Below are 20,244 nucleotides of genomic sequence, written 5' to 3' on the forward strand. Positions count from 1 at the left end.
CCCCACCTCGCGTGTCGTGACGATCGCGCGCTACGCCCCTCTGCGGTGAGGCGGGATGCGCGGAGATAATCATGATTCACGAAAAATCGCAAGAGATTTATTTTTATCGGAAGTCGGCGCCATGTTCTCAGTCGTCGTCCCGGCGAACGCCGGGACCCATACCCCCAGGGAGCGGTTTGAGGCAGGCTGGCTATTGGCATTTTGCCCATCATTAAGGCCGCGGCGTATGGATCCCGGATCGGCGCTGTGACGCGCTGGGGCGCGTCACGGCTTGTCCGGGACGACACCTGTTGGTTTGTCGCGAAAGCACACGCCCTGGGGCGAAGCGTTTGCGTTCTTATCGGCCTCTTGATCAACCTCGTCCTCTCCGGCCCTCACCACCGCGGCATCCGGAACGGCAGCATGGCCTGCACGATCGGCATCTGGAAGCGGTCGAGCGACAGGCTCTCATGCATCACCGCGACATCCTCGCCGTGCAGACGGGCGGCGAGATGGGAGCGCGCGTAGAACGGGGCGTCCTCCAGCGTGCTCACGACGCGCACCGGTGCGTCGGCGTCGGCGCGGGCGCTGCGGTCGACGCGCCACAGCGTCTTGCGCAAAGGCGCCTCCGTGAGCGGCGTGATCGATTCCAGACGGCCCGCGGGGTCGACGTGCAGCGCGAGCGACGTATCGGCGCCGTCGCGCGCGACCGTGTCATAGGAGATCACGGTGCCGGTGCGCGTCGCCGCGCGCGACCATTGCCAGCTCTGGAAGTCGCGCTCCAGCGGCGCGTCGCCATGGTTGATGTCGAAATAGCCGTCGCCGCGCCAGCGCAGATCCGGGTGATCGAAATCGACCGACACGCGGCAGCATGGCGCGATCGGCTGCCAGCGGTGGCGTCCCTCGGCATCGAGCGTGAACGCGATCTCGTTCAGCGCCGTCGGCACGACGCGGACGCGACCGCGCAGTGGCAGCGGCCAGGGCACGCTGACCTCGCTGATCTCGATGGTGAGCTCGCGGCCGTTCCAGGCGAGGCTGCTCGGACCGAGCCCGAGGCTCGCAGGCTCGCGCGTGATTGCGCCGCGTCCGCGCTCGGTCATGGCCCAGCGCCGCGCGCGCGCGCCATAGAGCGCAACGTTGAGCGCACAGTGATTTTCGGGATCAGCCGCTCCCCGCCGCCGCACCCACGCGTAGTACGGCGAGAACACGCTGCCGACGAAGGCGATGAGCGTCATGCCGAAGCGGCCGTCATCGCTCAGCGCGTCGACATACCACCACGCATAGCCGTGGTCCGGGACAATGCGGTCGAAGCGAGGTCCGCGATCGCCCGCGCAGCGGCCATCCGGCCCGACAGCGCCGCCATCGGCACGCCCGGTCCCGGATGCGCGCTGCCCCCCGCCACGTAGAGCCCCGGCAGCCTGGTCGGCGCGCCCGGCCGCTGGAACGATGCCATCCAGCCGTGCGAGCTGCGGCCGTACAGCGCGCCCCCCGTGCCAGGAAACATCCGGTTGAAGTCCGTCGGCGTTGTCACCCGGGTCAATTCCGGCGTCGTCGCGATGCTGAGGCCGCAGCGCTGCAACAGGTCGAAGGTCTGGCGGGCACATTGGCTGATCTCCGAGGGAGCGAAGCGATGATGATCACCTGACGCGGGCGCGTTGATCAGGACGAACAGCGGCTCGTTGCCGCCGGCCTCGCGCGGCTGGTCGTCGCGATCCTGCGCGCAGACATAGACGGTGGGCTCGGCCGGCATCGCGCGGCGGTCGATCAGCTGATCGAACTCGGCGCGGTAGTCGCGCGAGAAGAACACGTTGTGCCGCACCAGCGGAAAGCCGTCGGCCCGCGCGAGGCAGCTCCAGGTCATCGCCGAGAGCGAGCGCGCGGACTGCGGGATCGCCGGCAGCGCGCGCGCGGCGTCCGCGCCAAACAGCCCCTGCGCCAGCGCGGCGACATCGGCCGTCGCAATCACCGCGTCGGCGGTGATCTGCTCACCGGTCGCGAGCCGTACGCCCGCGGCGCGACTGGCGCTCGTGACGATGCCGGCGACCTCGGCGTCATAGCGGATGCTGACGCCGTGGCGCCGCGCCAGCGCCGCGAGGCACGCGGCGAGCTCATGCATGCCGCCGTCGATCAGCCAGACGCCGGCCTGCTCGACATGGGCGACCAGCATCAGCGTCGCCGGCGCATGGAAGGGCGACGAGCCGCAATAGGTCGCGTAGCGGCCGAACAACTGCTGCAGTCGGGCATCGCGGAAATAGCCCCCGAGCGCCTTCCACAGCGTCTGGAACGGACGGATCGCCGTGAGATCGCGGAAGCCGGCATTGCGCAGCAGATGCGTCATGCTCGGCGCCGGGGTGCGGATGAACGGATCGCGCAGCACCTCGAAGATGCGTCGGGCGTCGCGGCAGAAGGCGCGATAGCCGTCGGCTTCGCTGCGTCCGGCGAAATGGCCGATGGCATCGGCCGATCGCTCCTCATCGGCGAACAGATCGAGCCGGCTGCGGTCGGTCCAGGCGTGGCGCGCGAGGATGTCGAGCGGCGTCAACGTGAGATGATCCTCGAGCGCCGTGCCGAGCTCCGCAAACAGCTCGTCGAACACCCAGCGCATCGTGAACACGGTGGGGCCGGAGTCGATCCGGGCAGGGCCGATCGCGATCTGGCGCATCTTGCCGCCAGGCGCGGCGGCGCGCTCGATCACGGTCACCTCGGCGCCACGCGCGGCGAGGGTGAGCGCGGCGCTGAGGCCGGCGATGCCGGCGCCAACCACGATCACGCGGTGATCGGCCATCGCTTGTGCTCCTGTCCGCTCGGCCTGACGCAGGAAATGTCTAGCATGATTTACATTATGGGTGTAAGTTGAAATTTACATAGGCGAGGACCGGCATAGGCCTCGCGGCAGGGGAGGCTGGCATGGACGTGATGGCCCGGATCGAGAAATCCCTCGTCACAGCGGTCGCCCTGGCCGACCGGCCCGGATGCCCGCCGCGCCTCTCGGCCGCCATGCAGGCCGCGGTGTTTCCCAAGGGGGCGCGGGTTCGTCCGCGGCTCTGTCATGCGGTGGCCAGCGCCTGCGGCGACGACGAGCCGGCCGCGACCGATGCGGCGGGATCCGCGATCGAGCTGCTGCACTGCGCCTCGCTGGTGCATGACGATCTGCCGTGCTTCGACAACGCGGCGCTGCGACGCGGGCGGCCCTCGGTGCATGCCGCGTTCGGCGAGCCGCTCGCGGTGCTCGCGGGCGATGCGCTGATCGTGCTCGCATTCCAGACGCTCGCCAAGTCGCGCTGCTCGCCGCTGCGGCTGGCGCAGCTGATCGCGACCATCGGCGATGCCGTCGGCGTGCCGCATGGCATCTCGGCCGGGCAAGCCTGGGAGTGCGAGCCGCAGATCGACCTGTCGCGCTATCACCGCTCCAAGACGGGCGCGCTGTTTGCGGCGGCCACTGTGTCGGGCGCCGCTGCAGCGGGGCATGAGAATCCGGAGGCGTGGCGCACGCTGGGCGAGACCATCGGCGAGGCCTATCAGGTCGCCGACGACATCCGCGATGCCGCCAGCGATGAAGAGGAGGCGGGCAAGCCCGTCGGCCAGGACGCCGCGCATGGCCGGCCCAACGCTGTACTGATCTATGGGCTCGCCGGCGCCGTCAGCTATCTGCACGATCTCGTCGCCGACGGCATCCGCACCATGCCGCCCTGCGCCCACGCGCACGAGCTGCGCATGCTCATGGAGCAGGAAGCCAAGCGCCTGGTGCCGCGCCGCCTGGCGGCGTCGGCGGCGTGATGTTTCGGCCGCGTTGAATGGCAACGCTCGCGCCGCGCGCACAGTGCCCACCCTCCCCTGGAGGGGGAGGGGCGCCGAGCATGCGCGCAGCGGCATGCGCGGCGGGGTGGGGTGACGGACTGTCCGCGCCTGTGGTGCTGATGGCTTCGCGGGCGCCGGTGCCGGCAAACCTGATGTTGCCTCGACCCATCCTCACCTGTTTCCGGGCTCACCCCACCCCACCGCGCGCGTTGCGCGCGGTGACCCTCCCCCTTCAGGGGAGGGCAATCGCATGTGGAAATTCCGGGCTGTCGCGACGAACGATCCTGCAAGTTAGTTACTCCGTCATGCCCGGGCTTGTCGCGGGCATCCACGTCGTTCTCAGCATGCCGGCCGACGTGGATGGCCGGGACAAGCCCGGCCATGACGACGTGGAGAGAGACGAGCACAAAACGGCGATCGCCACATGCGATTGCCCTGCCCTCCAGGGGAGGCTGGGCAGTGGTGCGCGTCGATGCGCTATTGCCCGCCGACTGGAGCATTGATCCGTGTCGACCGTCGTCCGCCACGACACTCCGCCCCCGATCAGCCTCATTGATCGCTGGCGCGGCTGGCGCGACGCGCTGCTCGCGAGTGCGGCGTTCCAGCGCTGGGCGGCGGCGTTTCCGTTGACGCGGCCGATTGCGCGCAGGCGGGCGGCGGAGCTGTTCGACCTGTGCGCAGGGTTCGTCTATTCGCAGACGCTGGCGGCTTGCGTGCAGCTCGATCTGTTCGAGACGTTGCGCGCCGGGCCGTGCGATCTCGCGGCGCTGGCGTCGCGCGCGGTGGTGCCCGAGGCCGCGATGGAGAGCTTGTGCGAGGCGGCGAGCGCGCTGCAATTGCTCGAGCGTCGCGGTGCGGCGTGCTACGGGCTCGGGCCGCTCGGCGCGGCGCTGCTCGGCAATCCCGGCATCGCCGCCATGGTTCGACATCACGCCGCGCTGTATGCCGATCTCACCGATCCCGTGGCGCTGCTGCGCGGACAGGACCGCGAGCGCCGGCTCGCGCAGTACTGGCCGTATGCGCTGGACAAGACCGGCGATGCGCTGACACGCGACAGCGTCGCGCCCTACACGGCGCTGATGGCGGCGTCGCAGCCGATGATCGCGGACGTCGTCCTCGCAGCCTATCCCTTGAGTGGCCACCGTTGCCTGCTCGATGTCGGCGGTGGCGACGGCAGCTTTCTGACCGCCGCCGCGCGGGCTGCGCCGCAGCTGCAGCTCAAGCTGTTCGATCTGCCGGAGGTCGCCGCGATCGCGCAGGAGCGTCTCGCCAAGGCCGGGCTGGCCGATCGCGTCACGATCACGGCCGGCAGCTTCTACGACGATGCGCTCCCGACCGGCGCGGACGTGATCTCGCTGATTCGGGTCGTGCACGATCACGACGACGAGGCCGTGGCGCGGTTGCTCGCGAAGCTGCGCGCCGCGCTGCCTGACGATGGCGTGCTGCTGCTGGGCGAGCCGATGCGCGAGGCGGCCGGCGGCAGCGATGGCGTCAGCGCCTATTTCGAGATCTATCTGCGCGCGATGGGGCAGGGGCGGCCGCGCAGCCCCGCCCGCTTGCGCGAGCTGCTCCACGCGGCGGGTTTTTCGCAGGTGCGAGTGCTTCGCACCCGGATCCCGCTGATCGCCAGCGTGATTGTCGCGAAAAGCTGACACTCAAACTGTAAATATATATTGACACTCTCCATAGTCGGACTAACCTCACATCCCTAACTAAGCGGGCGTCGCCGGGGAGTTGGGCTATGGACGCGATCGCCGTCGTACTGGGGAGGCCGAGGGAGTTGTCGCTGCAACAGCTGCAGCTGGCGGATGCCCCGGACTGCCTGACCGTCGACATCGAATGGAGCGCGATCAGCACCGGCACCGAGCGGCTGCTGTACGAGGGACGGATGCCGTCCTTCCCGGGCATGGGCTATCCGCTCGTACCGGGCTACGAGGCGGTGGGCCGCGTCGCGCGCGCCGCGCCAAACTCCGGTTTTCGCAAGGGCGAGCGCGTGTTCGTGCCGGGCGCGGCGCGCTGCTTCGGCGAGGTCAGGAGCCTGTTTGGCGCCGCCGCCTCGCGTCTCAACGTTCCCGCACAGCGCCTTGTTGCGATCGATGAGACGACGGGCCAGCGCGGCGTGCTGCTGGCACTGGCGGCCACCGCCTATCATGCATTGCAGATCGGTGGTGACGGCCAGGCCGAATGCGTCGTCGGCCATGGCGTGCTCGGCCGTCTGCTGGCGCGGCTGATCGTGGCGATGGGCGGCGATCCGCCCGTGGTGTGGGAAAGCAATCCGGAGCGCGCCGTTGGTGCGACGGGCTATCGCGTCATCGATCCCTCAGAGGACAGCAGACCCGACTATCGGCTGATCTTCGATGCCAGCGGCGATGCCGGGCTGCTCGACAGCCTCATTGCTCGCCTGGCGCCACGTGGCGAGATCATCCTCGCCGGCTTCTACAGCGCGCCGCTCTCCTTCTCCTACCCGCCGGCCTTCATGCGCGAGGCGGCGATCCGCGTCGCCGCCGAATGGACGCACGAGGATCTGCTCGCGGTGCGCAATCTCATCGACACCGGTCGGCTGTCGCTGGACGGGCTGATCACGCACCACGCCGACGCCTTGTCCGCGGAGAGTGCCTACCAGACCGCGTTCGACGATCCCTCATGTCTCAAGATGGTCCTGGACTGGAGAGCTGCCGCATGAACGCCCCGACCAAGATCACCGCCAATCTTGCCGCGATGACGGATGCCTTGCGTGCCGAGGCCGCGATCGAGCCGGATGCGCCGGTGACGGCTGCGCCGAAGAAGGCCACGCAGATCATCGCGATCTACGGCAAGGGCGGCATCGGCAAGAGCTTCACGCTCGCCAACCTGTCCTACATGATGGCCCAGCAGGGCAAGAAGGTGCTGCTGATCGGCTGCGATCCGAAAAGCGACACCACCTCGCTGCTGTTCGGCGGCCGGGCCTGCCCGACCATCCTCGAGACCTCGTCGAAGAAGAAGCTCGCCGGCGAGGAGGTCAAGATCGGCGACGTCTGCTTCAAGCGCGACGGCGTGTTCGCGATGGAGCTTGGCGGGCCCGAGGTCGGCCGCGGCTGCGGCGGACGCGGCATCATCCATGGCTTCGAGCTGATCGAGAAGCTCGGCTTCCACGATTGGGGCTTCGACTATGTGCTGCTGGACTTCCTCGGCGACGTCGTCTGCGGCGGCTTCGGCCTGCCGATCGCGCGCGACATGTGCCAGAAGGTGATCATCGTCGGCTCCAACGACCTGCAGTCGCTCTACGTCGCCAACAATGTCTGCTCGGCGGTCGAGTATTTCCGCAAGCTCGGTGGCAATGTCGGCGTCGCCGGCATCGTCATCAACAAGGACGACGGCACCGGCGAGGCTGCGGCGTTCGCGGAAGCCGCCGGCATTCCGGTGCTGGCCTCGATCCCGGCCGACGACGACATCCGCCGCAAGAGCGCGAGCTATCAGATCATCGGCCGCCCCGGCACGTCGTGGGCACCGCTGTTCGAGCAGCTCGCGGCCAACGTTGCCGATGCGCCGCCGCGGCATCCGCATCCGCTGACGCATGACGGTCTTCTCGGGCTGTTCAAGGCCTCGGAGGTCGGGCGCGACGTGGTGCTGGAGCAGGCGACGCTCGAGGACATGTGCGGCAGCACCGCGGTGAGCAAGCCGTCGCTCGAAGTGATCTACGACAATGTGTGATGGGATCGGCTGACGAGCGGAATGTAACGCAATGAGCGATGCTGTGGTCCATCAGGCAATCAGCGCGCAGAGCGGCGCAGCGGCAGGCATGCCGGCGCAGCCCGAGGCGCTCGGCTGCCACGCCGGCAAGGCCGAGCTCAAGCGTGCGGCCGATGCCGCCGGCAAGAGCGAGGTGCTGGCGCGCTACGCGGCCGACTATCCGGCCGGGCCGCACGACCAGCCGCAGAGCATGTGCCCGGCGTTCGGCTCGCTGCGCGTGGGCCTGCGCATGCGGCGCACCGCGACGGTGCTGTCGGGCTCGGCCTGCTGCGTTTATGGCCTCACCTTCACATCGCACTTCTACGGCGCGCGGCGCAGCGTCGGCTACGTCCCGTTCAATTCCGAGACGCTGGTCACCGGCAAGCTGTTCGAGGACATCCGCGAGGCCGTGTTCAAGCTGGCGGACCCCGCCAACTACGACTGCGTCGTCATCATCAATCTCTGCGTGCCCACCGCGTCGGGCGTGCCGCTGCAGATTCTCCCGAAGGAGATCAACGGCGTCCGCGTCATCGGCATCGACGTGCCCGGGTTTGGCGTGCCGACCCATGCCGAGGCCAAGGACGTGCTCGCCGGCGCGATGCTGAGCTACGCGCGCCGCGAGGCGGAGCAGGGTCCGGTGCAGGCGCCACGCGTGCCGCGCGGCGATCGGCCGACCATCGCGCTGTTAGGTGAGATGTTTCCGGCCGATCCCGTCGGCATCGGCATGATGCTGGCGCCGCTTGGTCTCGCCGCGGGTCCCGCGGTGCCGACGCGCGAATGGCGCGAGCTGTATGGCGCGTTGGACTGCGCGGCCGTGGCGGCGATCCATCCGTTCTACACGGCCTCGATCCGTGAGTTCGAGGCGGCGGGCCGCCCGATCATCGGCTCGGCGCCGGTCGGCTGGGATGGCACGGCGGAGTGGCTGGAGGCCGTTGGCGCGGTCTGCGGCGTCGGGCGCGCGCAGATCGATGCGGCCAAGAACGAGGTGCTGCCGGCGATCCGCGGCGCGCTTACGGCGACTCCGATCCGCGGCCGGATCACGCTGTCGGGCTATGAGGGATCGGAGCTGCTGGTCGGGCGTCTGCTGGTCGAGAGCGGCGCCGACCTGCGCTATGTCGGCACGGCCTGTCCGCGCACGCGCTGGTCGGAGGCCGACTGTGCCTGGCTCGAGAGCCGCGGCGTGCGCGTGCAGTACCGCGCCTCGCTGGAGCAGGATCTCGCGGCGGTCGATGAGTTCGCGCCGGATCTTGCGATCGGCACCACGCCGGTCGTGCAGAAAGCCAAGGCGCGCGCGATCCCGTCGCTCTACTTCACCAATCTCATTTCGGCGCGGCCGCTGTTCGGCGTCTCCGGCGCCGGCTCGCTGGCCCAGGTCGTCAATGCGGCCATTGCCGGCAAGGCGCGTTTCGACGAAATGCGCGACTTCTTCGAAGGTGTCGGTGAGGGCGACACCGCGGGCGTGTGGCAGGGCACCCCTGTCGCGCGTCCCGACTTCCGCGACAAGTATCGCAGGACGGTCGCGGCGCAGGCGAAGGCGCGCAAGTCCGAGGAGATGGTGTGATGCTGATCCTCGACCACGATCGCGCCGGCGGCTATTGGGGAGCGGTCTACGCGTTCACCGCGATCAAGGGCCTGCAGGTCATCATCGACGGCCCCGTGGGCTGCGAGAACCTGCCGGTGACCTCGGTGTTGCACTACACCGACGGCCTGCCGCCGCATGAGCTGCCGATCGTCGTGACGGGGTTAGGCGAGGACGAGCTCGGCCAGAAGGGCACCGAGCAGGCGATGAAGCGCGCCCGCGCCGCGCTCGATCCCGACCTGCCGGCGGTGGTCGTCACCGGCTCGATCGCCGAGATGATTGGCGGCGGCGTCACGCCCGAAGGCTCCAACATCAAGCGCTTCCTGCCGCGCACCATCGACGAGGACCAGTGGCAGAGCGCCAACCGCGCGTTGAGCTGGCTGTGGAGCGAATACGGCCCACGCCGGATTCCTGAGCGCAAGCCGCGCGCCGACGGCGAGAAGCCCAGGGTCAACATCATCGGTCCGATCTACGGCACCTTCAACATGCCGTCGGATGTCGCCGAGATCCGCCGCCTGGTCGAAGGCATCGGCGCCGAGATCAACATGGTGTTCCCGCTCGGCAGCCACCTCGCCGACGTGCCGAAGCTGGTCAATGCCGATGTCAACATCTGCATGTACCGCGAGTTCGGTCGCCTGCTGTGCGAGACGCTGGAGCGGCCTTATCTGCAGGCGCCGATCGGGCTGCATTCGACGACGAAATTCCTGCGCTCGCTGGGCGAGATGCTCGGCCTCGATCCCGAGCCGTTCATCACCCGGGAGAAGCATACGACGATCAAGCCGCTGTGGGACCTCTGGCGCTCGGTGACGCAGGACTTCTTCGGCACCGCGAGCTTCGGCATCGTCGCCTCGGAGACCTACGCACGCGGCCTGCGCAATTTCCTGGAGATGGAGCTCGGGCTTCCCTGCCACTTCGCGATCTCGCGCTGTGCCGGCGCCAAGACCGATAATGATGCCATCCGCAAGGCCATCCACGAGCGGCCGCCGCTGGTGCTGTTCGGCAGCTATAACGAACGCATGTATGCGGCGGAAGCCGGCAACCGGTCGGTCTACATCCCGGCCTCGTTCCCGGGCACGGTGATCCGGCGCCACACCGGCACGCCGTTCATGGGCTATGCGGGGGCGACCTACGTCGTGCAGGAGGTCTGCAACGCGCTGTTCGATGCGCTGTTCAACATCCTGCCGCTCGCAACCCAGCTCGACCAGATCGCGGCGACGCCGGCGCGGCTCGAGCGTGAGCTGCCATGGGATGACGGGGCCAAGCTCGCGCTCGACCAGATCATCGAGACCCAGCCGGTGCTGGTGCGGATCTCGGCGGCCAAGCGGCTGCGCGACGCCGCCGAGCGCGGTGCGCGCCAGGCTGGACTCGACAAGGTGACGGAGGACGTTCTCGCGCATGCGCGGTCGCAGCTCGCAACGGGCCAGGCCGCGTAGGCACGGGGATAGCGGAGAGGGAGAGGACGATGTCGTTATACGAACGCATGGATCGTGACGTCGCACCGAGATCGCGCGAGCGCATCGACTATCTCCTGGTCTACGCGATGTGCTTCGCCGTGCTGATGGTCGAGGGCGTGCTGCGCCGGATCGGCTCCATCATCACCGGCCACCGGCCGGCGCCGCTCGGCGCGATCGTCGGTGAAGCGAGGATCAAGGCCGCGAACTGCGCGACCTCGTCCTTCATGGGACTTTGAGTTCGAGAGCGGTCAGTGCGCTCTCTGGGTTCGCAAGGAGTTCGTGCGGCTCGCCGCACGGATGTCATCCCGGCGACGGGATGACACTTCGACGCCGCTCATCTCGGTGAACGGCATCCGGCCGAAAGGCCAACACCAGGAGGTACCACTATGGTGGACGTACCAAACAAGGGAGGCTCTCTGTCAGGGCTGACCGAAGCGGAGGCGAGGGAATTCCATAGCATCTTCATGACGAGCTTTGTGGTCTTCACGGCGGTTGCGATCGTCGCCCACATTCTCGCCTGGATGTGGCGTCCCTGGCTGCCCGGGCCGACTGGCTACAAGGCGGCGATGGATGGGGCAGCCCACTACGCCACTCTCGCGCTCTCCTACCTGACCTGATCGAAAGGAGAAAACTATGTGGCGCTTGTGGTTGTTGTTCGATCCCCGCAGGGTTCTCGTGGCTCTCGGCGTGTTCCTGTTCGGACTGGCATTGGTGATTCACTTCATCCTGCTCAGCACCAACCGGTTCAACTGGCTGGAGGGGCCGCGTGCAGCGAAGACGTCGTCGATCTCCGATCCGGCAACGCCGGTGAAGCTCAGCTAGCAGCTCGACGACCAGAGGGAAGCGGACGGGCGACGGCGGCAGACCCCGTTCGCCCGCTTCCCAAATCCTCTCGTCCAACGAATTCACGACACGACACGTAGCATATCGCGCGACGGGCAGCGGAGGCAGGACCGATGGCAATGCTCAGCTTTGAACGAAAATACCGCGTCCGCGGCGGCACGTTGATCGGCGGCGACCTCTTCGATTTCTGGGTCGGACCGTTCTACGTCGGCTTCTTCGGCGTGACGACGATCTTCTTCACCTTTGTCGGCGTGGCGCTGATCCTCTACGCCACGGCGCTCGGACCGACGTGGAATCTCTGGCAGATCAGCATCAACCCGCCCGATGCCAAATACGGGCTGTCGTTCGCGCCCCTCACCGAGGGCGGCTTCTGGCAGCTCATCACGGTGTGTGCGCTCGGCGCCTTCGTCTCATGGGCGCTGCGCGAGGTCGAGATCTGCCGCAAGCTCGCGATCGGCTATCACGTGCCGTTCGCCTTCGGCTTTGCGATCTTCGCCTATTTCACGCTGGAGGTGATCCGTCCGGTGCTGATGGGCTCATGGAGCTACGCCTTCCCCTACGGCATCATCACTCACCTCGATTGGGTGTCGAACACCGGCTATCAGTTCGGCAACTTCCACTACAATCCTGCGCACATGATCGCGATCACGTTCTTCTTCACGACGTGTCTCGCGCTCGCGCTGCACGGCTCGCTGATCCTGTCGGCCGCCAACCCGGGCAAGGGCCAGGAGATGAAGTCGCCGGAGCATGAAAACACCATGTTCCGCGATCTCCTCGGCTACTCCATCGGCACGCTCGGCATCCATCGCCTCGGTCTGTTCCTGGCGCTGTCGGCGGTGTTCTTCAGCGCCGTCTGCATCGTCATCTCCGGTCCCGCCTGGCTGATGCCGGAAGGCAATGCCTGGTCGGACTGGTGGGACTGGTGGCGCCACGTCCCGATCTGGTCGCCGCCGCAATGAGTTCAAGGAGAGGTCGTCATGGCCCAATACCAGAACATCTTCACGCAGATCCAAGTTCGTAGTGCGATCTATCCGGGTATCCCGATCGAGCCCGGCGTCTGGGAGCGCATCGGCAAGGGCAGCTTCAACTATTGGTTCGGCAAGCTCGGCGATGCCCAGGTCGGCCCGGTCTATCTCGGCTTTCTCGGCCTCGCGTCGCTGATGTCGGGCTTCGTTGCGATCGAGATCATCGGTCTCAACATGCTGGCATCGGTGAACTGGAGCCCGCTCGAGTTCATCCGCCAGTTCCCGTGGCTGGCGCTGCAGCCGCCGGCGCCGGAATACGGCCTGCAGATCTTCCCGCCGCTGCAGGAGGGCGGCTGGTGGCTGATGGCCGGCTTCTTCCTGACGACGTCGATCCTGCTGTGGTGGGCGCGGACCTATCGCCGCGCGCGGGCGCTCGGTCTCGGCACGCATGTATCGTGGGCGTTCGCGTCGGCAATCTGGCTCTATCTGGTGCTCGGCTTCATCCGGCCGATCTTCATGGGGAGCTGGAGCGAGGCGGTGCCGTTCGGCATCTTCCCGCACCTCGACTGGACCAACAACTTCTCCATCACCCACGGCAACCTGTTCTACAATCCGTTCCACATGCTCTCGATCGCCTTCCTGTACGGGTCGGCGCTGCTGTTCGCGATGCATGGCGCGACGGTGCTGGCGATCAGCCGCTACGGCGGCGAGCGTGAGCTTGAGCAGATCGTCGATCGCGGCACGGCGTTCGAGCGTGGTGCGCTGTTCTGGCGCTGGACGATGGGCTTCAATGCGACGGCCGAATCGATCCATCGCTGGGCCTGGTGGTTCGCCGTGCTTTGCACCTTGACCGGGGGCATCGGTATCCTACTGTCGGGCACCGTGGTCGATAACTGGTTCGACTGGGGCGTGAAACACGGGCTGGCGCCACCGCGCTGAGTCCTGCAGGTCGAGAGATGTTGGACAGAGTTGAACAGATCGATATGGCCGGGCGCAGCACGCGTCCGGCCAGTCTTTTGCAGGCGATGCGGGAGCGGACCAAGACGCTCCACGTCACCGCGGAGCGGGCCGGCATCGTGGCCGAGCTGTTGCGGGGGCGCGGCACGCGACAGGCCTACGCGTTGTTGTTGCGCAATCTGCTGCCGGTCTACGAGACGCTCGAAGCGGAGCTGCTCCGCCATCAGGGCACGCCAGTGACGGGCCGCATCGTGCGGCTGGAGCTGCATCGCAGTGCTGCGATCAAGGCCGATCTCGCCGAGCTCGAAGCGCGCAATCTGCCGTTGCTGCCCGAGGCGATCGCCTATGTTCGTGCTATCCACGAGGCAGGCTCCGGCTCCGGCCATCCGCTTCTGGCGCACGCCTATACGCGCTACCTCGGCGATCTCAGCGGCGGCCAGATCATCAAGAAGATCCTGGCGCGCTCGCTCGAACTGAAGCCCGAGGCGCTGTCGTTCTACGAGTTTACAGAGATCGCCGATATTCCGTGCTTCAAGGATGATTACAGGGACGCATTGGAGCAGGCCGGTGCGGCGATGGCCGAGCATGATGCGGTCATCGAGGAGGCCGCCACGGCCTTCCAGCTGAACATCGCGCTGTCGCAGGCGCTCCAGCAGGCGGCTGGGCTCGCTGGCTGAGGCGGCCGAGGTCCAGCCATATCAATCTCATGCGTCAGCGATGCGGTCCGGCACGAGACCGCGTTGGAATCGATGTGTTTCCGCCGGCGGAGGTCGGCTTCCCTCCCAGCAAGGGGGAGTAGACCGCAGGTGAGATATCGGGCGATTTCGTCAAAATACGAGCTGCGTAGTCAAAACGGGTGCGGGACGGCATCAATCAGCGACGTACCGCAGACACCCTCCCCGTCTCACTCCTCGCTCTGCGAGCGATACCACACCAGATGCTCCAGGATCTCCAGCGTCCGCGTCGTCGAATTGCGGATGCTCTCCAGCATCTCCGGCATGCTGCCGGCCTGTGCACCGTGCGTCACCTCGAGCGCGGCGAGCTGCGCGTTCTCCACCGTAGAGGCGGCGAGCTCCTTGTAGATCAGGCTTGCGCTCTGATCGAGCCGCAGCGTCGGCCGGCGGGCGCCGTCGATTTCTTCCTGGAAGCGCGCCCGGGCCGCCTCGGCGGTCTTGCGCTCGGTCAAGTCCGAGAAGATCAGCACGAAGCCGAGCACGCGATCATACGGCGCGATCACCGGGTCGGCGCGCACCATCAACGGCCGTTGCGGCGAGGCGCCGCCCGTCAGCGTCAGCTCGCCGCGCCAGCTGCGCTTGTTGCGCATGAGGTCGTCGAGATTGGCGCGGAATTCCGCCGGCGCCGTGCAGTAGCTGCCGAGATCGCGCAGATACGGGATGTGCGGATGCGAGGCGCGCAGCTGTTGCTCGAAAGCTTCGTTCATCAGCAGGATGCGGCCCTCGACATCGGCGATGATGACCGGCTGCTCCGAGCGCAGCACCTGGGCGCTGATCGTGGCGAGCTGGTCCTGCGCGATCACCATGCGCACCGAACGCAGCTGCAGCGCCACGTCGGCGACCGTCTCGCTGACGACGCGGGCGGAGGCGAGCTCGGCGCTCGACCAGGGCTCGGACTTGCCTTCGACCAGCTGATGCCATTTCGCAAACGAGCGCCGCGGCGACAGATCCGACGGATCGTCGCCGATGATGACGGCCTTGAGCGGATCGCCGCCCCAGGTCACCGTCCGCACCTGCTCCGGCCGGAACCACAACAGATACTCGCCCTCGCTCGCCGACAGCGGTGCGGCGATCAGGCCGCTGGCGATCGAGCGGATGTCGGCAAAGGACGGTTCGTCGAGCGTCAGCGAGCTGGTCGCCGTCAAGCCCTCGGGGGCTGCTCCCGGCGTGTTGCGCCGGCGATCGAGCCAGGCGGCGAGATCGCGGATGCGCTGCGTCGACGGGACGTCGCCGGCGGTCGTGACCTGGCCCTCGAACAGCAGCGCCGCGCCGCTCGCACCGAGCGGCTGCAGCAGCGACTGCGAGCCGTCGAACAGCGCCGCCTGCCATTCGCCGTCGCGCGACACCGCTTCGACCAGCCGCTGCTCCAGCCGGCGCACGACCAGCTCGGACTGGCTTTGGGCAAAGCTCTCCAGCGCCGCGATCCGGATCGCGCAGGTCTCGGCCAGCGCCTCGCCTGCCGCGCGAATGTCGAACGGCACGAAGCGCGGCTCATAGTGATGGCAGGCGATCAGTCCCCACAGCCGTCCGCTGACTATCAGCGAGCACACCAGCGTCGCGCCGACGCCCATGTTCTGCAGGTATTTCTGGTGGATCGGCGACATGCTGCGCAGGCAGCTCAGGGACATGTCGAGGTCGCGGCCGTTGAGCGGCGAGATGCGCGGCTGCAGCGGCACTGGCGTGTAGTTGACGTCGACCAGGAGGCGCACGCGGTTGCGCTCGTAGAGCCGGCGCGCGATCTGCGGAATGTCGGATGCCGGATAGCGGTTGCCGAGAAAGGCCTCCAGATCCGGCCGCCGCCGCTCCGACAAGACCTCGCCATGGCCGTCCTCGTCGAAGCGATAGACCATGACGCGGTCGTAGCCGGCGATCTCCCTGAAGATGGTCGCCGTCTCGTCGCACAGGCCGAGCAACGATGAGGCCGAGGTGATGCGGTGGAAGGCGCTGTCGAGCGCAGGCGCGATGTTGGTCGTCTTCGTCGCCGGCTCCAGCTCGACGATCAGCCCGCCATTCGAGGGTCGGTGAAGCGTGCAGTCGACCCGGCGCGGCGGCGCCCCGGCGGTGCATCGCAGGGTCATCGGAGCCAGATGGAGCGGGCTGTTGAGATGCGGCAGGATCTGCAGGGCCAGGTCGCCGCCAAGATCGCGCAAGGGACGGCCGACCACGGAGCCGGTGTTGAGGAAGACGGCCGCATTGGTGCTGGCCTGGATGACGATGTTGTCGGGCTCCTTGACCGCCAGGAGAATGCCGTGCGGCTGGATCGAGCCTGCGAGATGAATCTGTTCACGCTCGCAATCCGCAAGAGTAGCGTGGCCGAAGGCCGGCGTTGTCAGCGGAACGGGCAACTATCTCCCCTTTTCGGTTTCCTCGTCGCTTTCTTCGAGTTGGCTCAGATTATACCGATCGAGCTTGGCGTAAAGACTCTGGCGGCTGAGGCCGAGAATTTCGGCAGCCGACGTCCGGTTCCCGTTGGCGAGCTCGAGCGCAGCGCGGACGTAATGCTGCTCGACGACTTCGACCGTGCTCCTCACCAGGTCGCGCAACGGTGTCTTGCCGACGGATTCATTGAGGCCCGCGAGGGCGACCCGCAGATTGTCATGCTCCGCCGCGGGCGACAACCGCCTGGCGATGTTGCGCAACACCAGGCCGATCCGGCGCTGGCCGTCGAGGCCATGGGCGGCAGCCGAGATCTCGACCTCGGTCTCGGTCCCGAGCTCGCCCTGGATCGTGGTCGACAGCAGCCGGACGGCTCCATGGCGCTCGACGTTGGAGATCAGCACCGAAAGGTCGGCGCCGGGGCGCGTCAGCCACCGGCTCAGCTTCTCATCGATCAGCGCCTCTTTCGATCCGACCTCGACCAGCTCCAGGAAGGCCCGATTGGCCCGCTTGATGGCACCGGTGCCATCGATGCTGATGACAGCATCGGGAAGATTGTCGATCAGCGCTTCGGGATCGTCGGGAACCGGGCCGGGCTGCGCGGCCTTGCCGATCGGCGCCATCTGCAGCAGGAACATCGGCGCGGTCTCGCTGGTCATCAGCGATCCCCGGAGCATCCAGGGTGCGGTGTCGTGGCCGAGGTGAATCACGATGCCCGGCGCCTTGCCCTGGTCGCGGACGCGCCTCAGCATCAGCTCTACCGGCTCGCGATCCTTTTGCGGGATCTCCTGCAGGAACTCGCGGCCCACCAGATTGTCCCGGCGACGGCTTGAAACGCCGAGCGCGGCCGCCGCCGTCCGATTCGCTTCGACGATGCGCAGATCTGACACTTTCGTCAGCAGCACAGCCTCGTTGGAGTCCTCGATGACCAGGCGGTAGCGCGTCTCGATCTCGCGCAGCTTCCAGTAGTCGCGCTCGATGGTCTGCTGGGCCGAGATCAGCCGGGCCTGGAGCTCCGCGACCGCCTGCAGATTCTTGCCGATCGCCAGCATGCCGGCCCGGCCGCCGAGCAGCACGGTCGTGAATTCCATCGGCAGCTCGAGACCGCTCGGGAACCGCTGCGTGATCTGCCGGAACGCGGAAATGCCGGTCCGCTTGGTGTCCTGCATGATGCGCTCGATCTTCTCGCTCGCATCATCGACGATCTCGGACCAGGGACGGCCGAGCCAGATGTCGACATTCTCGGCTGACATGTTCGGCGACAGCGTCGCCTCACGGATCACGCCGTCCATGTCCAGCAGCAATGTCACGTCGGGTCGTGGACCGTGAAACTCGGCCATGGTCTTGGCACCCGTTATCTTTGGCACCCTCTTGAGACGCTCGGGGGATCGCGGCCAGTTCATTTGGCGCGCATTTTGAAGGTGTTGCGCCCCATCCCGCTAACGTATTGAGAGTCTTGAGAATGTCGTTAGCCCATGCAGGGCGCTCGCTGTCAAGGCTTATTTCGGAGCATCCAGCTTTCGTTGGTATCCCTGCGCCTATTGCATGTTCGAGCTGCGACTTATTCGCTCACTTTCGCCTGAACCAGGCATGACAAGATTACGTGACACTGTTACCTGTAAGGAGCAAATCACATGGGCTAACAAAAACGACGCATCGGGAGGTCGCATATGCTTCGATCGGGTTTGGTTGCAGCGGTCATGACTGCCATGTCGGCGGGCGCCGCGTTCGCGTTGGACGGCGGGGACGCTGCCAAGGGCGAGCAGGTCTTCAAGCAGTGCATGACGTGCCACCGGATCGGACCGGAGGCGAAGAACGCCGTCGGTCCGGTACTCACCGGCGTCGTCGGCCGGCCCACCGGGACCTATCCGGGCTTTGCCTATTCGGAGCTGAACAAGCATGCCGGCGAGGCGGGGCTCGTCTGGACCGAGGACAATATCTTCGCATACCTCCCGGATCCCAACGCCTTCCTGAAGAAGTTCCTCACCGACAAGGGCAAGGCGGATCAGGCGACCGGCTCGACCAAGATGGTGTTCAAGCTCGCCAACGAGCAGCAGCGCAAGGACGTCATCGCGTATCTGAAGACGTTCTCTGAGAAGAAGTGAGCGGCGTCGGTACCGCGCTCAGGTTCTGAGCGGTTGCCCGCGCACCTTCCGCACGCACCCGTGTCGTCCCGGCGAACGCCGGGACCCATACCGCGTGATCTCCCTTGGGGCACGCTACGCGTTGAGCCTTCTGTGAAACCGATAGTTGCCGGTGGCTATGGGTCCCGGCGTTCGCCGGGACGACAGCTGTGGGTGCCCTTTGCGTCAGCGGGGTTTGCGCGGGCCGAGCGCATGAGTCATTTGAAGAGGCGATATGCCTCAACGCCACCGCTGCCTGAGATCTGCCGCGTTGGCGAGGCCGGAGGCGGCGAGGCAGCCCGCGAGCCAGAACCACGGCGCCCCGGTCAGCGCGCAACGTACAGCCAGCAGCAGGAACACCCCGGCGAGCAGATTGGGCAGCAGCGCGAGCGGGCTGATGCCGCGGCGGTGGCGCTGCCAGATCCACGTCACGGCCGCAAGCTCCACCGCGACCACCGTTAGGATCAGGTCGACCAGATGCGGGCTGTGAAACAGCTCATCCATCGCGCGAGCCGCTACGCCGCCCTCGCGAGCCCGGTGAGGTGCGCGATGTTCTTGAAGAAGATGCGCACATGCGACAGCGGCTTGGCGCGGACCAATTCCTTGTTCATGTACGCGTCCCAGGTCAGCTGCTGGACGTCCTTGTCACGGCAGATCGCGACGAAGCGCTCGCGGCGGGCATCGCTCGTGTACCAGTAGCGCTGCATCAGACCGAGGATGAAGAACACGGCGCCGTGCCTGCGCATGAAGGATTTGCGGGCCGTCGCCAGGGCGGCTGCATCGCCGGTCTTAAGGAACAAGGCAACGGCGTCGGCGGCCGCGCGGCCGCCAGCCATCGCGTAATAGATGCCTTCACCGGAGGCCGGGGCCACCACGCCCGACGCATCGCCGGCCAGCACGACGTCGCGGCCATTGTCCCAGCGCGACAGCGGCTTCAGCGGGATCGGCGCGCCTTCGCGGCGGATGGTGTCGAGATCGTCGAGCGCGGCAGCCTTGCGGAATTCGGCGACTGAGCCCCGCAGCGAAAAGCCTTTATGCGCGCTGCCGGTGCCGATGCTGGTGGTCGTTCCGTGCGGAAACACCCAGCTGTAGAAGTCCGGCGACAGCCGGCCGCGATAGACGACATCGCACCGCGCGGCATCGAACACCGGATGGCTGCGGTCCGGCGAGCGGATGATCTCGTGATACGCGAACACGTAGCGCATCTCGCTGGCTTCGGGGATGCACTGGCGCGCCACGGCCGAGACCGCCCCGTCGGCGCCGATCACGGCGCGCGTCCGCACGCTGTCCTCGCGCACGCTGCCGTCGTCCATGCGCCGGACGTAGTGCACCACCGACCTGCCGTCGTCGTCGCGCGCGATATGGCTGAAGGTTCCGGTGCGGCGGATCGCGCCGCCTTCCGCCGCGCGTGCGCGCAGCCACTCGTCGTAATGCTCGCGATCGACCATGCCGACGAAGCCGCCGTCGATCGGCATGTCGACGTCCCGGTTGCTCGGCGACACCATGCGAGCGGATGAGATTCGGGCCACCAGCAGATGGTCGGGAATCTCGAACTCGGCGATCAGCCGCGGCGGGATGGCGCCGCCGCACGGCTTGATGCGGCCGGCTCGGTCCAGCAGCAGCACATGATGGCCCAGGCGGGCCAGATCATTTGCGGCCGTTGCGCCGGCCGGTCCGCCGCCGATGATCACGGCGTCGAAGGTCTCCGGGCTGGAGGAGGGGCTCATC

19 protein-coding genes are annotated in these 20,244 nt (G+C 67.1%); 13 read left to right on the plus strand and 6 right to left on the minus strand.

Annotation, left to right across the window (positions count from 1 at the left end):
* Positions 1–374: 374 nt before the first annotated feature.
* Positions 375–1,214, minus strand: a complete 840-nt coding sequence (locus tag ACQR1F_RS30235) for a hydratase (RefSeq protein WP_434914415.1) — start codon at positions 1,212–1,214, stop codon at positions 375–377.
* A gap of 20 nt (positions 1,215–1,234) precedes the next feature.
* Complete coding sequence (crtD, locus tag ACQR1F_RS30240; RefSeq protein ID WP_434914416.1) at positions 1,235–2,764, minus strand: 1-hydroxycarotenoid 3,4-desaturase CrtD; 1,530 nt, start codon at positions 2,762–2,764, stop codon at positions 1,235–1,237.
* A gap of 122 nt (positions 2,765–2,886) precedes the next feature.
* Between crtD and ACQR1F_RS30245 the strand changes: the two genes are divergently transcribed.
* The 12 genes from ACQR1F_RS30245 (at position 2,887) to ACQR1F_RS30300 (ending at position 13,960) form a co-directional block, all read left to right on the plus strand.
* Entirely contained in the window at positions 2,887–3,756 is an 870-nt protein-coding gene (locus ACQR1F_RS30245; RefSeq protein WP_434914417.1) for a polyprenyl synthetase family protein, read from the plus strand.
* Positions 3,757–4,283: 527 nt separating this feature from the next.
* Positions 4,284–5,429 (plus strand): methyltransferase, encoded by a 1,146-nt coding sequence (locus tag ACQR1F_RS30250; protein WP_434914418.1) that lies wholly within the window; start codon positions 4,284–4,286, stop codon positions 5,427–5,429.
* An 89-nt stretch (positions 5,430–5,518) separates the two neighbouring features.
* Positions 5,519–6,460: a chlorophyll synthesis pathway protein BchC gene (gene bchC / locus ACQR1F_RS30255; protein WP_315803439.1), complete on the plus strand. Its 942-nt coding sequence runs from the start codon at positions 5,519–5,521 to the stop codon at positions 6,458–6,460.
* Positions 6,457–7,467: a chlorophyllide a reductase iron protein subunit X gene (locus ACQR1F_RS30260; RefSeq protein ID WP_434914419.1), complete on the plus strand. Its 1,011-nt coding sequence runs from the start codon at positions 6,457–6,459 to the stop codon at positions 7,465–7,467. The genes bchC and ACQR1F_RS30260 overlap by 4 nt, the downstream gene beginning before the upstream one ends.
* A 31-nt stretch (positions 7,468–7,498) precedes the next feature.
* Positions 7,499–9,046, plus strand: a complete 1,548-nt coding sequence (gene bchY, locus ACQR1F_RS30265) for a chlorophyllide a reductase subunit Y (protein ID WP_434914420.1) — start codon at positions 7,499–7,501, stop codon at positions 9,044–9,046.
* Positions 9,046–10,497 (plus strand): chlorophyllide a reductase subunit Z, encoded by a 1,452-nt coding sequence (gene bchZ, locus ACQR1F_RS30270; RefSeq protein WP_434914421.1) that lies wholly within the window; start codon positions 9,046–9,048, stop codon positions 10,495–10,497. The genes bchY and bchZ overlap by 1 nt, the downstream gene beginning before the upstream one ends.
* Before the next feature lie 29 nt (positions 10,498–10,526).
* Positions 10,527–10,754 (plus strand): hypothetical protein, encoded by a 228-nt coding sequence (locus ACQR1F_RS30275; RefSeq protein WP_315803443.1) that lies wholly within the window; start codon positions 10,527–10,529, stop codon positions 10,752–10,754.
* Positions 10,755–10,904: 150 nt separating this feature from the next.
* Positions 10,905–11,135 carry a light-harvesting antenna LH1, beta subunit gene (gene pufB / locus ACQR1F_RS30280; RefSeq protein WP_315803444.1) on the plus strand — a complete coding sequence of 77 codons (231 nt, stop codon included), beginning with the start codon at positions 10,905–10,907 and terminating at the stop codon, positions 11,133–11,135.
* A gap of 16 nt (positions 11,136–11,151) precedes the next feature.
* A complete protein-coding gene (pufA, locus tag ACQR1F_RS30285; protein ID WP_315803445.1) occupies positions 11,152–11,340 on the plus strand; it encodes a light-harvesting antenna LH1, alpha subunit in 189 nt (62 codons plus the stop codon).
* A 134-nt stretch (positions 11,341–11,474) separates the two neighbouring features.
* Positions 11,475–12,320 carry a photosynthetic reaction center subunit L gene (gene pufL, locus ACQR1F_RS30290; protein WP_315803446.1) on the plus strand — a complete coding sequence of 282 codons (846 nt, stop codon included), beginning with the start codon at positions 11,475–11,477 and terminating at the stop codon, positions 12,318–12,320.
* An 18-nt stretch (positions 12,321–12,338) separates the two neighbouring features.
* Entirely contained in the window at positions 12,339–13,265 is a 927-nt protein-coding gene (gene pufM, locus ACQR1F_RS30295; RefSeq protein ID WP_315803447.1) for a photosynthetic reaction center subunit M, read from the plus strand.
* A gap of 17 nt (positions 13,266–13,282) precedes the next feature.
* Positions 13,283–13,960 carry a heme oxygenase (biliverdin-producing) gene (locus tag ACQR1F_RS30300; RefSeq protein WP_434881334.1) on the plus strand — a complete coding sequence of 226 codons (678 nt, stop codon included), beginning with the start codon at positions 13,283–13,285 and terminating at the stop codon, positions 13,958–13,960.
* 227 nt (positions 13,961–14,187) lie between these two features.
* On the opposite strand, the gene ACQR1F_RS30305 is transcribed toward ACQR1F_RS30300, so the two are convergent.
* Entirely contained in the window at positions 14,188–16,362 is a 2,175-nt protein-coding gene (locus tag ACQR1F_RS30305; protein ID WP_316183305.1) for a GAF domain-containing protein, read from the minus strand.
* Positions 16,363–17,733, minus strand: a complete 1,371-nt coding sequence (gene ppsR / locus ACQR1F_RS30310; protein WP_316183306.1) for a transcriptional regulator PpsR — start codon at positions 17,731–17,733, stop codon at positions 16,363–16,365.
* Positions 17,734–18,063: 330 nt separating this feature from the next.
* Here ppsR and ACQR1F_RS30315 point away from each other — a divergent pair, with 330 nt between their 5' ends.
* On the plus strand, positions 18,064–18,498 hold the full coding sequence (locus ACQR1F_RS30315) for a c-type cytochrome (protein ID WP_315803451.1): 435 nt from the start codon (positions 18,064–18,066) through the stop codon (positions 18,496–18,498).
* Between the two features lie 258 nt (positions 18,499–18,756).
* Here ACQR1F_RS30315 and ACQR1F_RS30320 read toward each other — a convergent pair whose 3' ends face one another.
* Complete coding sequence (locus ACQR1F_RS30320; protein WP_315803452.1) at positions 18,757–19,020, minus strand: hypothetical protein; 264 nt, start codon at positions 19,018–19,020, stop codon at positions 18,757–18,759.
* An 11-nt stretch (positions 19,021–19,031) separates the two neighbouring features.
* Positions 19,032–20,243, minus strand: coding sequence for a geranylgeranyl diphosphate reductase (locus tag ACQR1F_RS30325; RefSeq protein WP_434914422.1), 1,212 nt, complete (start codon positions 20,241–20,243; stop codon positions 19,032–19,034).
* Position 20,244: the final 1 nt, after the last annotated feature.

Source organism: Bradyrhizobium sp. HKCCYLS3013 (genome assembly GCF_051167615.1).
Lineage (GTDB): Bacteria > Pseudomonadota > Alphaproteobacteria > Rhizobiales > Xanthobacteraceae > Bradyrhizobium.